Raw genomic sequence first — 13,262 nt, 5'->3', positions numbered from 1 at the left:
TAGGTTGCGGCTGGCGTAATACCATGCCTATACCTGATTCTTTTTCACAAGGTATACGATTGTCGTTTCAAGATGTCGGGTTTTCGGTTATTTTTGGAGCATGAAAAAGATAATGATACTAGCTGGCGTGTTTGCCGCAACGATGGTGCAGGCACAACAGCGTATGACACCGGAAATACTCTGGCAACTGGGCCGTGTTTCTGCCGAAACCGTTACTCCTGACGGTAAATCGGTGATCTACGGCGTAAGCTACCCCAATGTACAGGAAAACAACAGTGAGCGTAACCTCTATGCTATACCTGTTTCAGGCGGACAGCCAACGCAGCTCACTTCTAGCAAAGGCGGCGAAAGCGTGGTGCACATCGACAAGGCGACAGGCAACATCGTATACCTGCACAAAGGTCAGCTGTGGCAGTTAGCCGGCGGCAAAGGTGAACCCAAACAACTAACCAGCGTGGAAGGCGGACTGAGCAACGTGCGCTTCTCTCCGGACGGAAAAAACCTACTATTTTCCCGCGAAGTGGAAGTGAGAAAGATGCACAGCTCCGACATATACCCGGAGCTAAAAAAGTCCAATGCTTACGTGTACGACGACCTGAACTACCGCCACTGGGATACATGGGAAGACGGTAAGTTTCAGCACATCTTCTACGCCAGCTACAATAATGGGCAGTTGGGCACACCGGTTGACCTGATGAAAGGCGAGCCATTCGATGCGCCTCAAAAGCCTTTCGGTGGCAAAGAAGACGTCATCTGGAGCCCGGACAGCAAGGCGATCCTTTACGTGAGCAAGAAGAAGTTCGGCAAGGACTACGCCGTGAGTACCAACACCGATATTTACCGCTATGACATCGCCAGCAGAAAAACGACCAACCTCACCGAAGGCAACCTAGGCTACGACACCCACCCAACCTATAGCGCTGATGGCTCTAAACTGGCTTGGCTGGCAATGGACGAAGATGGCAACGAGGCTGACCAGAACGAATTGATCGTGCTGGACACTAAGTCTGGCAAGAAGCACAACCTGACCATGGACTGGGACGAAACAATCAATGGATTTGAGTGGAGCAACGACGGCAGCAAAATCTGGTTTGTGGCCCCAACCAAAGGCACGATTCAGGTATACGAGATCACGCTTCCGAAAAACCTCGACAAGTTCACGGCCAAAGGCATTCGCCAGGTTACCAAAGGGCAGTTCGATGTAAACGGTATCGTGGGGCAGGCAGGCAACAACCTGATCGTGTCACGCAACGACATGAACCGCGCACCGGAACTGTACCGCCTGGATACCAAGTCTGGCAAGCTGACGCAATTAACCACGGTGAACGACGAGGTATACAGCAAGCTGGCGAAGAGCAAAGTAGAGCCACGTGTGACCAAAGCCAGCGACGGCAAAGACCTGTTCTCGTGGGTGGTATACCCGCCGGACTTCGACCCGAATAAGAAATACCCGACACTACTTTACTGCCAGGGCGGCCCGCAATCGGCTCTTACCCAGTTCTACTCTTACCGCTGGAACCTGCAGCTGATAGCGGCTCAGGGCTACATCGTAGTGGCTCCTAACCGTAGAGGCATGCCGGGCCATGGTGAAGAATGGAACCGTCAGATCAGCGGCGACTGGGGCGGTCAGCCTATCCGCGACTACCTGTCTGCCATCGACGATGTGGCCAAGGAGTCTTATGTAGACAAAGACCGACTGGGAGCGATCGGCGCGAGCTACGGTGGCTACTCCGTGTTTATGCTGGCTGGTCTGCATGAAGGTCGTTTCAAGACTTTCATAGCGCATGATGGCCTGTTTGACATGCGCAGCTGGTATGGCACCACCGAAGAAATGTTCTTTGCCAACAACGAATTGAAGGGGCCTTATTGGGATACGAAGTCTCCTCAGAGCTACAAGGAATACAACCCGATCGAACTTTCTAATAAGTGGGACACGCCGATCCTGATCGTGCAGGGCGGACAGGACTTCCGGGTAGGTATAGAGCAAGGCTTACAAGCTTTCCAGCTGGCACAGCTGAAAGGCATCAAGAGCCGCTTGCTATATCTGCCGGATGAAAACCACTGGGTGCTGCAGCCGCAAAACGCCATGGTATGGCAGCGTGAATTCTTCAAGTGGTTAGATGAAACGCTAGATAAAAAAGCAAATTAAAACAGAAAGCCCGGTACTGAATTGTACCGGGCTTTTTTATGCATATTGGTTTAGCCTAAAAACAAAAGTCTTATGTTAATTAAGAAGTTTGTCATTTCATTCAGTTGTTCCTTGCCTTCAGTTCTTTTAAAGGCATGAAGAAGGTATTCCATAAATCTAATTTTAGGGAAGAGCTCCTGACTGGCAAATCAAGAAGATTAAGCTTTACAGCATTTCTAATTTTGAATTCATGATTTCTAATAGGCCGCAGCCCACTAGTTCAGGTTCAAGCCAAAAGCCAAACCTAACCAGGGCTTGCGCTGGTATACCCAATCGTGGCGGTACTTATCGAGGAGATGATCAAAGCCCAGCGCCAAACCGAAGGTGAAATTGTTGATGCCAACAATACCCGCCACCCCATTCAACAACACAACACCTTCATATTCATACCCTACCTGTCCACCTGTCACGGCCTCATTCACAGTCGTAGCGCCTATACCTGAAAACAAGCCGAAACTATACCCGAAATGGTTCAAAAAACGCCGGTGATTGCCCACAGGAGTCGCTTTGTAATTGATCCGGAAAACATCCCGGCGAGCACCTATAAACAGAGCTCCCTGAAAAGTCGTGTTGAGTTGATTCGGTATACCTGCCGTGCCTGGTCGGTATTTAAACGGGATGGTGAGCACATCCAGATCAAAGGACGGCTTTGAGAAGGTATAGGTATGGCCTGGCGCCGCATCTAATTCCTCAGGTATAGCGAGTGTAATTTTGGACGTCGTATCGAGCTGAACAGCTTGTCCTCTTGTGTAATCTTGCGCGGGATATAGTCTGAGTGATTCTTCCCCCATGTCCACGTATACTTTGGCTGCCGGTTCTCTTGAAATTTTTGCCTTATAGATTCCTTCAGAAAACGAATACTTAGAAGATTCCTGAAGTGACGTGCAACTGGTGAAAAGCATTGTAGCTAAAAGCACCGGAAGTATTAGTTTAATCTCTATTAGTAAGTATAGTTTCTGCATAGGCAAATGTTATATGATTTAGTACGCAAAAAGCAAGGTTGGTTATAACTTAGAGTGCAAAAGCCTGACACTTCCGCATCAGGCTTTTGTAGCTTTAATAATCTTTGGAGAAGGGGCCCTGTATGAAGATTCAGACAGCTATACCTTAAAAGCTCTCCCTTAACGCAAAGGCCTGTCGCATGCGCTTGATCAGACGTTCAGATTCCTGGAAGTTAACTGTCTGTTGCCCGTCCGAGAAGGCTTCTTCCGGCTTTTGGTGCGTTTCGTAGATCACGCCGTCGGCACCTGCCATCACAGCGGCCAGTGACATGGGCTCTACATGGTCGCGCAGACCGATGCCGTGCGATGGATCGACAATCACTGGCAGGTGGGTTTTGGCCTTGAGCACCGGCACCGCGTTCAGGTCGAGTACGTTACGGTAGGCGTTTTCGTAGGAGCGGATGCCGCGCTCGCAAAGCATGATCTTTTCATTGCCGTTCGAGAAAATGTATTCCGCCGCTTGCAGCAACTCTTCCAACGTGCCGGAGATGCCACGCTTCAGCAAAACGGGCTTTTGTGCCTCACCCAGTGAATCAAGCAAATTGAAGTTCTGGCTGTTACGGGCTCCTACCTGAAACACATCTACGTAGTCTATCATGTCTTCTATCTGCGATACCTGCATTACTTCCGTAATGATCTTGATGCCGTTCTGGCTGCAAAGCTGGTGGAACATGCGCAGCCCTTCCAGCCCCATCCCTCTAAAAGCATAAGGCGAACTGCGTGGCTTGAACACACCGCCCCGCATGATCTTCACGTTGTTGGCTTTCAGGTGTTCCACTACCAGCTCGATCTGCCGCTCACTTTCAATAGAGCACGGACCTGCCATAATGCTGAAGTTGCCCTCTCCGATCACCACACCATTGCCCAAGTCGATCAGCGTCGGATTCACGCGCCACTTGCGGGAGATCAGCTTGTACTCGTCTGACACGCGGTGGATGTCCGCAACGCCCGGCAACTGACCCAGTGTACGGATATCAAAGTCTTTCTTGCCGATGCCGACAATGTAGTGTGCTTCCTGCGTTTTTACTTCATTGGCTTTAAAGCCTATACCTTTTACTTCCTGCAGTATAACTTCCAGTAGTTGATCAGGTATACCTTGTTGCAATTGTATGATCATGCGATTTCGTTCTGTCTGATGCTTTGAATAAATGTGCTAATGTTCTCGGTCAGGCTGCCCTCTTTGGCCAGAGCCTTAATAAAAGCACTGCCGATGATCGCGCCGCTGGCGTGGTTGCAGGCCTGCGTGAAGGTCTCGTGGTTGTGGATACCAAAGCCGATGATGCCCGGATTGCGCAGACCCATTCCGTTTACCCGTTCAAAATAGCCCGTGTTGACTACAGACTGACCCGTGGTGCTTCCTGTTACCGAGGCCGACGAAACCATATAAATAAAGCCATTGGTATGCGCATCGATTTCGCGGATGCGTTGCTCCGGTGTCTGCGGCGTGATCAGGAAAATATTGCTGAGCCCGTTTTGCTCGAACAATTCCTTATACTCCCGCACATAATCTGACAATGGCAGGTCCGGTAAAATCAAACCGTCTATACCTAGTTCGCTTGCTTTTTGCATAAAGCGCTCCACGCCGTACTGCATCACCGGGTTTAGGTAGCCCATCAGCACCAGCGGAATCTGGGTATGCTGCCGGATGTCCTGCAATTGGGCAAACAGCTTAGGTATAGTCATGCCATTGCGGATCGCCACTTCAGAACTTTGCTGAATAGTCGGACCGTCAGCCAGCGGGTCTGAAAAAGGCATGCCGATTTCAATCAGGTCCACGCCGTTCTTCTCCAGTTCCAATATGATTGGCACCGTGTCTTCTAAACTCGGGAAGCCTGCCGTGAAGTAAACCGATAGCAAGCCCTTTGGCTTTTGGGCGAATAGTTGCTGAATTCTATTTTCCATCGAAATTGAATCTGTCTAAGTAAGTTGCCAAGTCTTTGTCACCGCGCCCTGATAAGTTGATCACTACTACTTCCTCCGGCTTCGCGCCCAGTCTGCCGATTGCGGCCAAGGCGTGGGCTGTTTCCAGCGCAGGTATAATGCCTTCGAGTCTAGTCAGTTCCAACACCGCCTGCAGTGCCTCCTCGTCGGTGATGCTCTCAAAAATAGCCCGGCCCGACTGGTGCAGATGCGCATGCAGCGGACCAACGCCCGGATAGTCGAGACCGGCAGAAATAGAATAAGGCTCAGTTACCTGTCCATCTTCGGTCTGCATCAGCAAAGTGCGACTGCCGTGGATGATTCCTTCTTTGCCCAGCACCGAGGTAGCGGCGGACTCACCGGAGTCTATACCTAGGCCGGCAGCCTCAACTGCCACGAGCTTCACCTCTGGTGTGTCGAGGTAATGGTAAAAAGCACCCGCCGCATTGCTGCCGCCGCCTACACAGGCGACCACATAATCCGGGTTCTCGCTGCCGGTTTTCTCCAGCAACTGCGCTTTCATCTCCTCCGAGATCACCGCCTGAAAGCGGGCCACCATGTCCGGGTACGGGTGCGGACCCACCACCGAACCGATGATGTAGTAAGTGTCTTCCGGGTTATTGATCCAGTCGCGAATAGCTTCGTTCGTGGCATCTTTCAGCGTTTTACTGCCGCTGGCAGCAGGCACTACTGTGGCTCCTAACATATTCATTCTAGCTACATTAGGAGCCTGCCGTTCAATGTCTACTTCACCCATGTACACGATACACTCAAGGTTCATCAGTGCACAAACCGTTGCCGTGGCCACACCATGCTGACCAGCTCCCGTCTCGGCAATGATGCGGGTCTTGCCCAGTCGCTTGGCCAGCAAAATCTGCCCGATGGTGTTGTTGATCTTATGCGCTCCGGTATGGTTCAGGTCTTCTCGTTTGAGGTAGATGTTGGTGTTATACTTCTCGGATAGGCGCTTGGCAAAGTATAGCGGCGTCGGGCGACCTACATAATCGCGGAGCAAGCTCTGCATTTCCTCCTGAAAATCCGGCTCAGCCATGATCTTCAAATAGTTCTCACGCAGTTCCTCCACGTTGGGGAATAGCATTTCGGGAACATAAGCCCCGCCGAACTTGCCGTAGAATCCGTTTTCGTCTACTGAGTATTTCATGTGTTTTTTTATCTTTTGGTTCTGCATGGCGCGAGCATCCTCGCTCGTGACTAGCTATAGTGGGGCCTCTGGCCCCTAGTGTTAAGCTGAGAAAAATCACAAATGGGCCAGAGGCCCCTCCATAATAAGCACGAGCGAGGACGCTCGCGCTATAAAAACCTTCTAGCCTCTATCCCTAAGCCTGCTAATCAACTCCTTCACCTTCTCCACATCCTTCAGCCCCGGTTCCACCTCAAAGCCGCTGTTCACGTCAATGGCAAAAGGCTTTGGCCGAACTTCTTCAAATTCCCTGCTCTGCAGGTTTTCCAGATTCAGGCCTCCGCTCAGGAAATAAGGTATAGGCGAGAAGTAGCCTTTCAGCATTTCCCAGTCGAAGACAGTGCCGTTGCCGCCGTAGTTGTTGCCGCGGGTGTCGAAGAGGAAGTACTCGCAGTAGCGCTCGTAGAGCAAGGTGTTCTCAAAGGAAAAGCGGTCGTCTACTGAAAAAGCTTTAATCAGTTTTATGCCTGCCTCTCGCAATTCCCGGCACTGGCCCGGCGTTTCACGACCATGCAACTGCACCAGATCCAAGCCATATTTCTTAACTGTAGCCTCTACAACATCTGTAGCTTCATTCACGAAAACACCTACTTTCTGTATACCTGCCGGTAGTTCCGCCAAAAGTTCAGGGGTGATGTAGCCCTCACAGTAGCGCTTGGAGCCTTCATAAAAAATGAAGCCCATGTAGTCGGGTTGCAGCGAGGCCACCTGCCGGATGTTTTCCGGGTCGCGCATGCCGCATACTTTTAGTTTCAGGTCTTTCATCTCTTCCTTATGCATAAATTGAGAGCTTGCAATCTGCCATTAAGCCTGCGCGGAAGCCAGTGATAAATTTTGCTGCAGCTGGCGCAGCTCCCGGATAAACTCGGCTGCTGCACGTTCCGGACGACCATCAGTCATGAAGGTCTCCCCGATCAGGAAGCCATTATACCCTGCCGCCTGCAGCTCTATCAACGTTTTCGGTGATTTCAAACCACTTTCCGACACCTTGGTCATACCTGACGGGATGTGCTGAGCCAACTCCAAAGAAAGGGCAACATCGGTCTGGAAAGTCTGAAGATTGCGGTTGTTCACTCCCACGATCGTCACGTCTTCACTTAACGAAGCTTCCAGTTCTTGCTGAGAATGCACTTCCAGCAATACTTCCAGCCCAAAAGAGCGGGCAAAAGCTGCCAGTTGCTTTAGTCTCTCCGGCTCCAGTGCAGCGGCAATCAGCAGAATGGCATCAGCACCGATCGACTTCGCTTCCACGATCTGGTACTCGTCCACGGTAAAGTCTTTGCGCAGGATCGGGCAGTAGTTATACTTGCGGGCGATCATCAGGTCTTCGTTTTTGCCTCCGAAGTAGTTCGAGTCCGTCAGGATAGATAGAGCCGAAGCTCCCGCCTGCATGTAGCCAATGGAGGTGCGCTCCACCGATACATAGGGGTTGATGTCCCCCTTAGAAGGAGACTTGCGCTTGATCTCGGCAATAATGCCGCTTTTATCCGGTCGCAGCAGGTAGCGCTCCAGCGACAGACACGGCGTCTCAAAATACAGGCTCTTCTCCAGTAACTTCACCGGGTATAGCGCCTTTCGCTCTTCTACTTCCTTGTATTTATGGGCGATGATCTCGTCGAGAATATTCATGATTTTCAGATTTAGAGTTTGGAAATTTAAGGATTGCAAAATGATTAGGCTGTTACCAGCTTGTTGTCATTTATCAGTTTGTTAAATAAGGCATAAGCTCTTCCTGATTGGAGTGTCTCTTTAGCCAAAGCAACGGCATCAGGTATAGCGGTTTCGGGGCGGGCGCAGTGGATGGCCATGCCGGCATTGGCGGCGACCACATCCGTCTGGGCAGCCGTACCTTCGCCTTTGATCACCTTCAGAAAAATCTCAGCCGACTCGGCTATACCTTCCCCTCCTTTGATCTGGCTGTGCTCCAATCGGCCAAGTCCTAAATCGCCGGCGTCGAGAAGTTGCTCTTTGCTGTCGGCGATCACTTTGAAAGGGCTTGTCAGGGAAATCTCATCGTAGCCGTCCAATGTATGAAGGATACTATACCTGATGTCGGGCTGCTGCTGGTAGAGGTAGCCATACATGCGGGCCAGTTCCAGACTGAAAACTCCCACCAGCTGTTTCTTCGGGAAAGCCGGATTCACCATCGGGCCGAGCATGTTGAAAAAGGTCTTCACACCAAGGTCTTTCCGGATCGGCCCGACGCTCTTCATGGCCGGATGGAATAGTGGTGCGTGGAGGAAACAAATGTTATACTCAGCAATGCTGCGCTCCAGTTTATCTTTGTCGGTGGTGAACTGAATACCTAATGCCTCCAACACGTTGGAAGAACCGCAGGAAGAAGACACACCGTAGTTGCCGTGTTTGGCTACTGCGATTCCATTAGCCGCTACTACAAAAGAAGATAGCGTGGAGATATTAAAGGTATCCTTACCGTCACCGCCTGTGCCGCAGAGGTCTATCGGGTCGTAAGCGTCCAACTCTACACGGTGGCAAAGCTCCAGCAGGGCATTGCGGAAACCCTCCAGTTCCTCCACGGTAATGCTGCGCATCATGTAAACCGTCAGAAAGCTGGAAATCTGGCTTTGGTTATACCTGCCCGCAGCAATGTTCTTCAGCACCTCCTGTGCCTGCTCCCGGCTAAGCGTTTTATGTTCAAATAAGTGGTTCAGTATTTCTTTCATGATTGATGTTTTTGTCTTTTCGAACACAGCGAGAAATATGCTGCCTTTCTAATTCAGATCTCTCCTATCGTCGAGATGACATTTAATGCGTTAACCAGTTCCTGATCATATCCCGACCGTGCTCCGTCAGCACCGACTCCGGGTGGAACTGCACGCCGCGCACATCATAGTGGCGGTGGCGCAGCGCCATAATGTTTCCGGATGCATCCACCGCCGTTGGCACCAGACAGTCCGGCAAATTTTGCTCTACCAGCCAAGAGTGGTAGCGCCCCGTGTTGAACTGCTGAGGAAGGTTTCGGAAGAGGACTTCTTCTTCGCATTTCACTTCAACAGGGGTAGCAATGCCGTGCCATACCTCGTTGCTGTTAAACAGTTTACCACCGTATACCTCACCTATTGCCTGATGCCCAAGGCATACCCCAAACAGGCTTTTCGAAGGGCCAAACTCCCGGATGATTTCCTTCAGCATACCTGCCTCGTCCGGTATACCTGGTCCCGGCGACAGCATGATCTTGTCAAATTGTGACACTTCTTCTAAGCTTGTCTTATCGTTTCGTCGCACGGTCACTTCAGCACCCAGTTCCTGCAACAAGTGCACTAGGTTGTAGGTGAACGAATCGTAATTGTCGATTACCAGAACTTTCATGTTAATTGATCTCCTGTGCTAAGGTGAGGGCTTTGCGCAAAGCCATTAGTTTATTGTCCACTTCCTGCAATTCGCTATTGTCGTCAGAGGCCGCCACAATGCCGGCACCGGCCTGGTAGAAGAGTTTGTAGTCTTTACTCAGGAAGGAGCGGATCATGATGGCGCTGTTGAAATTGCCGTTGAAGTCCATGAAGCCGATGCAGCCTCCGTAGAAAGCGCGGTTGGTGGTTTCGTACTGATCGATCAGCTGCATAGCCTTGTATTTGGGAGCACCTGAAAGCGTACCGGCCGGGAAGGTGCTGGCTACCATCTGCAGCGAGTCTTTTTGATCGTGTAGTTGCCCTGATACTTTAGACACTAGGTGAATCACGTGCGAGTAAAACTGAATTTCACGGAACGTTTCGACCTCCACGCTGTGGCCGTTGCGGCTCAGGTCGTTGCGGGCCAGATCCACTAACATCACGTGCTCGGCGTTCTCCTTCGGATCGGCCAGAAGCTTTTCAGCCAGAGCGGCATCGGCGGCATCATCGCCGGTTCGGCGGAACGTGCCCGCAATCGGGAAAATGCTGGCTTTGCCGTCTTTGATCACCAACTGCGCCTCGGGCGAGGAGCCAAAGATCTTGAAGTTGCCGTAATCGAAGTAGAACAAGTATGGCGATGGGTTAACAGAACGCAGTGCTCGGTACACGTTAAAGTCATCGCCCTGAAAAGCCTGCTCAAAACGGCGGGAAAGCACCAGTTGGAAAACATCGCCTCGGAAACAGTGCTCCTTCGCCCGCTTGATGTTATGCAAAAATGCCTCCCGGCCAATGTTGCAAGCCTCCTCGCCTATAGACTTAAAGGTATAGCTCGGAATGTTGCGGCTATTGAGCAAGGCTTCGAGTTGCGCTATACCGCTCTTGTCTTTCTCTCCGTAAGAATGCGAGAAAATATAAGCTTCGTTGGTGAAGTGGTTGATCGCAATAATGTAGCGGTACACGGCATAATAAAGATCCGGCATCTGTTGGCGGTCGCTGCGCAACTCCAAGTCAATGTCCTCGAAATAGCGCACGGCATCATAGTTCATGTAGCCAAACAAACCATTGCTGATAAAGTTGAAGCTATTTTGCTCCGGCTCAAACCTGCTGGCAAACTCCGATAGTCGGGCAGGTATATTTAAGTCTCTGGTGATGGTAGTCTGCAGCGTGCGACCATCCGGAAAAATTTCAGTCAACACTTCATTCTCCGCCTTGATACTCGCCATCGGGCTGCAACAGATATAGGAGAAGCTGTTCTCCGCTCCATGGTAGTCAGAGCTCTCGAGTAAGATACTGTTCGGAAAGCGGTCGCGCAGCTTCAGGTATACACTCACCGGCGTAAGTGTGTCGGCCAGTAGGCGCTTGTGCGTTGTCGTAATCTTATACTTTGTCATCTTTCGGGTAGGGTTAAAAACAAAAAAAAAGCCTGCTGTTCAGGTGAACAGCAGGCTTTTATACCTTTGGCTATAGATTGTATTAGCTTCTTACATACAACATAGCGGGTCTGTTCACGATACCTTGCGTAACGTGCCACCACCATGCAGAATGAAGAAGATTTTGGATCATGTTCTCTTAAAAAGGGGTAAAAACAGCTCAACCCTCTGCTGCAAAGGTAAAGGCTAAACTGAGGAATGCAAATTCTTTTGTAATATATTTTAAATAAATGACCAGGGATTCATAACTTCTTTTTCATAACAAAAGCTGTGTGTTGCCAGTATAAAATCAAAGCAACTGACTCTGGGATAAATGTTTCCATAATTGGGAATTTGATCGGGATTCACAGGAATGTTCTCTTTTACTTACCTGTTGTTTACCAAGCATTTAAGACAACTTACAAAACCAGCAGCGATTAGGTCTGATTTTTGAGAAGTCTTTAACTCGCCAGCATTTATTTACCTGGTCCCACTGGTTCGCGACTTAATCAGTGTGAACAAGACCGGTAAAGCTGAATGTACTTGAAATAGCTGTATGAAACTGGTTCGAAACGAAATTTTACATAGGCAAAGCAATATTCTGATAGAATTCAACCACGCAGAAGGTTGGCTCTATGTGAATTGGCGTGGGTACCAGAACTATGACACAGTGGTAGAAGGTTGTGAGAAAATTCTTGAGTTTCTGTTGGAAACCAACTGTACCAAGGTGCTGAATGACAACACAAACGTGGAAGGAATTTGGTCAGGCGCATCCAAATGGGTGGGCCAGGATTGGCTTCCAAGGATGCAGGCTGCCGGGCTGGAATGCTTTGCCTGGGTATATTCCCCTAGCGCCTTTAGCAGACTTTCGGCTGACAAATCTTTGCAGCATACACAAGACCTGAGCTTTATAAAGACATTTGATGATATAGAGGCAGCCAGCGACTGGTTGCGCGCCTGCTGAACAACAACCAACCGCTAGATCAACCAGATAAAAAGGCTGACTGTTTTATTACAGTCAGCCCTTTTTGTTAAAGCAAGTGCTCTTTCCTATAGCGTTCCCTTTGTGCTAGGTATAGAGTTATCCTGCGGATTGCGTTTCACTGCCATCTGAATCGCTTTTGCGAACGCCTTAAAGATCGCTTCGATCTTATGGTGTTCGTTCTGACCCTCTGCTTTTACATTGAGATTGCATTTAGATGTGTCGCTAAATGACTTGAAGAAATGGAAGAACATTTCAGTCGGCATATCCCCTACTTTTTCGCGTTTAAATTCAGCTTCCCAAACCGTCCAAGGTCTGCCGCTAAAATCTATGGCAACCTGTGCCAGCACATCATCCATCGGTAGCAAAAAGCCATAACGGCTAATGCCTTTCTTGTCACCCAGTGCTGCCAGAAAAGCTTCTCCCAACGCCAATCCGGTATCTTCAATCGTGTGGTGCTCGTCAATGTGCAGGTCGCCTTTTACTTGTATGTTCAGGTCCAGTTTACCGTGCTTGGCAAGCTGCTCCAGCATATGGTCAAAAAAGCCGAGTCCGGTATGGATATTCATCTGCCCCGTACCATCCAGGTTGAGATCAATGGCAATGTCGGTCTCGTTGGTCTGGCGTCTGATTGTAGCGCGTCTGGCTGGCAGTTTCAGGAAGGTATAGATCTCATCCCAGTCATTCGTGCTCAGGGCTGCGTCTTCTATCTGGTTCTCTCCGATAAAGATGGCCTTAGCGCCCAAGTTCTTAGCAAGTTGCACGTCCGTCACCCTATCACCTATTACATACGAATTTGCAAGATCATACTCACCGGACAGGTATTTTTTCATCATGCCTATACCTGGTTTCCGGGTCTCCAGGCCTTCATGTTCAAAGCTGCGATCAATCAGGATATCTGCGAACTCTATACCTTCTCCTTTCAGAATATCCAGCATTTTATTCTGGTACGGCCAGAAAGTATCCTCCGGATAGGAGTCAGTGCCAAGTCCGTCCTGATTGGTAACCATTACCAGTTCGTAATCCAACTCAGAATAGATTTTGTAGAGATTGCGAATCACCTTTGGTAGAAACTCAAACTTCTCGAAAGAATCTACCTGAAAATCTGTTTTCGGCTCAATCAAAATAGTGCCGTCTCGGTCTATAAACAATGCTTTTTTCATTTTCAATAACGTATCTCGTAGCGTGTATCAGTTAAGGTGTTGAAGCTG

12 protein-coding genes are annotated in these 13,262 nt (G+C 49.8%); 2 read left to right on the top strand and 10 right to left on the bottom strand.

Annotation, left to right across the window (positions count from 1 at the left end):
- Positions 1–100 precede the first annotated feature (100 nt).
- Entirely contained in the window at positions 101–2,149 is a 2,049-nt protein-coding gene (locus BW972_RS08285; RefSeq protein ID WP_076421753.1) for a S9 family peptidase, read from the top strand.
- 254 nt (positions 2,150–2,403) lie between these two features.
- On the opposite strand, the gene BW972_RS08280 is transcribed toward BW972_RS08285, so the two are convergent.
- The 9 genes from BW972_RS08280 to BW972_RS08240 form a co-directional block, all read right to left on the bottom strand.
- Complete coding sequence (locus BW972_RS08280; protein ID WP_143731959.1) at positions 2,404–2,979, bottom strand: hypothetical protein; 576 nt, start codon at positions 2,977–2,979, stop codon at positions 2,404–2,406.
- 316 nt (positions 2,980–3,295) lie between these two features.
- Positions 3,296–4,306 carry a bifunctional 3-deoxy-7-phosphoheptulonate synthase/chorismate mutase gene (locus BW972_RS08275; RefSeq protein ID WP_076421752.1) on the bottom strand — a complete coding sequence of 337 codons (1,011 nt, stop codon included), beginning with the start codon at positions 4,304–4,306 and terminating at the stop codon, positions 3,296–3,298.
- Positions 4,303–5,091 carry a tryptophan synthase subunit alpha gene (gene trpA / locus BW972_RS08270; RefSeq protein WP_076421751.1) on the bottom strand — a complete coding sequence of 263 codons (789 nt, stop codon included), beginning with the start codon at positions 5,089–5,091 and terminating at the stop codon, positions 4,303–4,305. Before trpA ends, BW972_RS08275 begins: the two co-directional genes overlap by 4 nt.
- The gene (gene trpB / locus BW972_RS08265) at positions 5,081–6,271 is read right to left on the bottom strand and encodes a tryptophan synthase subunit beta (protein WP_076422116.1); all 1,191 of its coding nucleotides are present in this window, start codon (positions 6,269–6,271) and stop codon (positions 5,081–5,083) included. The genes trpA and trpB overlap by 11 nt, the downstream gene beginning before the upstream one ends.
- A 162-nt stretch (positions 6,272–6,433) precedes the next feature.
- Complete coding sequence (locus tag BW972_RS08260; RefSeq protein WP_234986326.1) at positions 6,434–7,090, bottom strand: phosphoribosylanthranilate isomerase; 657 nt, start codon at positions 7,088–7,090, stop codon at positions 6,434–6,436.
- A gap of 24 nt (positions 7,091–7,114) precedes the next feature.
- On the bottom strand, positions 7,115–7,939 hold the full coding sequence (gene trpC / locus BW972_RS08255) for an indole-3-glycerol phosphate synthase TrpC (protein ID WP_007661310.1): 825 nt from the start codon (positions 7,937–7,939) through the stop codon (positions 7,115–7,117).
- A 44-nt stretch (positions 7,940–7,983) separates the two neighbouring features.
- A complete protein-coding gene (gene trpD / locus BW972_RS08250; protein WP_076421750.1) occupies positions 7,984–8,994 on the bottom strand; it encodes an anthranilate phosphoribosyltransferase in 1,011 nt (336 codons plus the stop codon).
- An 82-nt stretch (positions 8,995–9,076) separates the two neighbouring features.
- Positions 9,077–9,640 (bottom strand): anthranilate synthase component II, encoded by a 564-nt coding sequence (locus BW972_RS08245; protein ID WP_076421749.1) that lies wholly within the window; start codon positions 9,638–9,640, stop codon positions 9,077–9,079.
- Position 9,641: 1 nt separating this feature from the next.
- Positions 9,642–11,051 carry an anthranilate synthase component I family protein gene (locus tag BW972_RS08240; protein WP_076421748.1) on the bottom strand — a complete coding sequence of 470 codons (1,410 nt, stop codon included), beginning with the start codon at positions 11,049–11,051 and terminating at the stop codon, positions 9,642–9,644.
- A 574-nt stretch (positions 11,052–11,625) separates the two neighbouring features.
- Here BW972_RS08240 and BW972_RS08235 point away from each other — a divergent pair.
- On the top strand, positions 11,626–12,033 hold the full coding sequence (locus BW972_RS08235; protein WP_007657612.1) for a hypothetical protein: 408 nt from the start codon (positions 11,626–11,628) through the stop codon (positions 12,031–12,033).
- Positions 12,034–12,119: 86 nt separating this feature from the next.
- Here BW972_RS08235 and hisB read toward each other — a convergent pair whose 3' ends face one another.
- Positions 12,120–13,214, bottom strand: a complete 1,095-nt coding sequence (gene hisB, locus BW972_RS08230; RefSeq protein WP_076421747.1) for a bifunctional histidinol-phosphatase/imidazoleglycerol-phosphate dehydratase HisB — start codon at positions 13,212–13,214, stop codon at positions 12,120–12,122.
- Positions 13,215–13,262: the final 48 nt, after the last annotated feature.

Source organism: Pontibacter lucknowensis (assembly GCF_900156415.1).
GTDB lineage: Bacteria > Bacteroidota > Bacteroidia > Cytophagales > Hymenobacteraceae > Pontibacter > Pontibacter lucknowensis.
Note: the sequence above shows the minus strand (reverse complement) of the source record. Positions and strands in the feature narration are given on the sequence as shown.

What these genes read in the sequence shown, in the direction of transcription:
- BW972_RS08285 (WP_076421753.1), top strand. Translation starts at nt 101, where the DNA reads ATGAAAAAGATAATGATACTAGCTGGCGTGTTTGCCGCAACGATGGTG.
- hisB (WP_076421747.1), bottom strand. Translation starts at nt 13,214, where the DNA reads ATGAAAAAAGCATTGTTTATAGACCGAGACGGCACTATTTTGATTGAG.
- BW972_RS08235 (WP_007657612.1), top strand. Translation starts at nt 11,626, where the DNA reads ATGAAACTGGTTCGAAACGAAATTTTACATAGGCAAAGCAATATTCTG.
- BW972_RS08245 (WP_076421749.1), bottom strand. Translation starts at nt 9,640, where the DNA reads ATGAAAGTTCTGGTAATCGACAATTACGATTCGTTCACCTACAACCTA.
- trpD (WP_076421750.1), bottom strand. Translation starts at nt 8,994, where the DNA reads ATGAAAGAAATACTGAACCACTTATTTGAACATAAAACGCTTAGCCGG.
- trpA (WP_076421751.1), bottom strand. Translation starts at nt 5,091, where the DNA reads ATGGAAAATAGAATTCAGCAACTATTCGCCCAAAAGCCAAAGGGCTTG.
- BW972_RS08260 (WP_234986326.1), bottom strand. Translation starts at nt 7,090, where the DNA reads ATGCATAAGGAAGAGATGAAAGACCTGAAACTAAAAGTATGCGGCATG.
- BW972_RS08275 (WP_076421752.1), bottom strand. Translation starts at nt 4,306, where the DNA reads ATGATCATACAATTGCAACAAGGTATACCTGATCAACTACTGGAAGTT.
- BW972_RS08240 (WP_076421748.1), bottom strand. Translation starts at nt 11,051, where the DNA reads ATGACAAAGTATAAGATTACGACAACGCACAAGCGCCTACTGGCCGAC.
- trpB (WP_076422116.1), bottom strand. Translation starts at nt 6,271, where the DNA reads ATGAAATACTCAGTAGACGAAAACGGATTCTACGGCAAGTTCGGCGGG.
- trpC (WP_007661310.1), bottom strand. Translation starts at nt 7,939, where the DNA reads ATGAATATTCTCGACGAGATCATCGCCCATAAATACAAGGAAGTAGAA.
- BW972_RS08280 (WP_143731959.1), bottom strand. Translation starts at nt 2,979, where the DNA reads ATGGGGGAAGAATCACTCAGACTATATCCCGCGCAAGATTACACAAGA.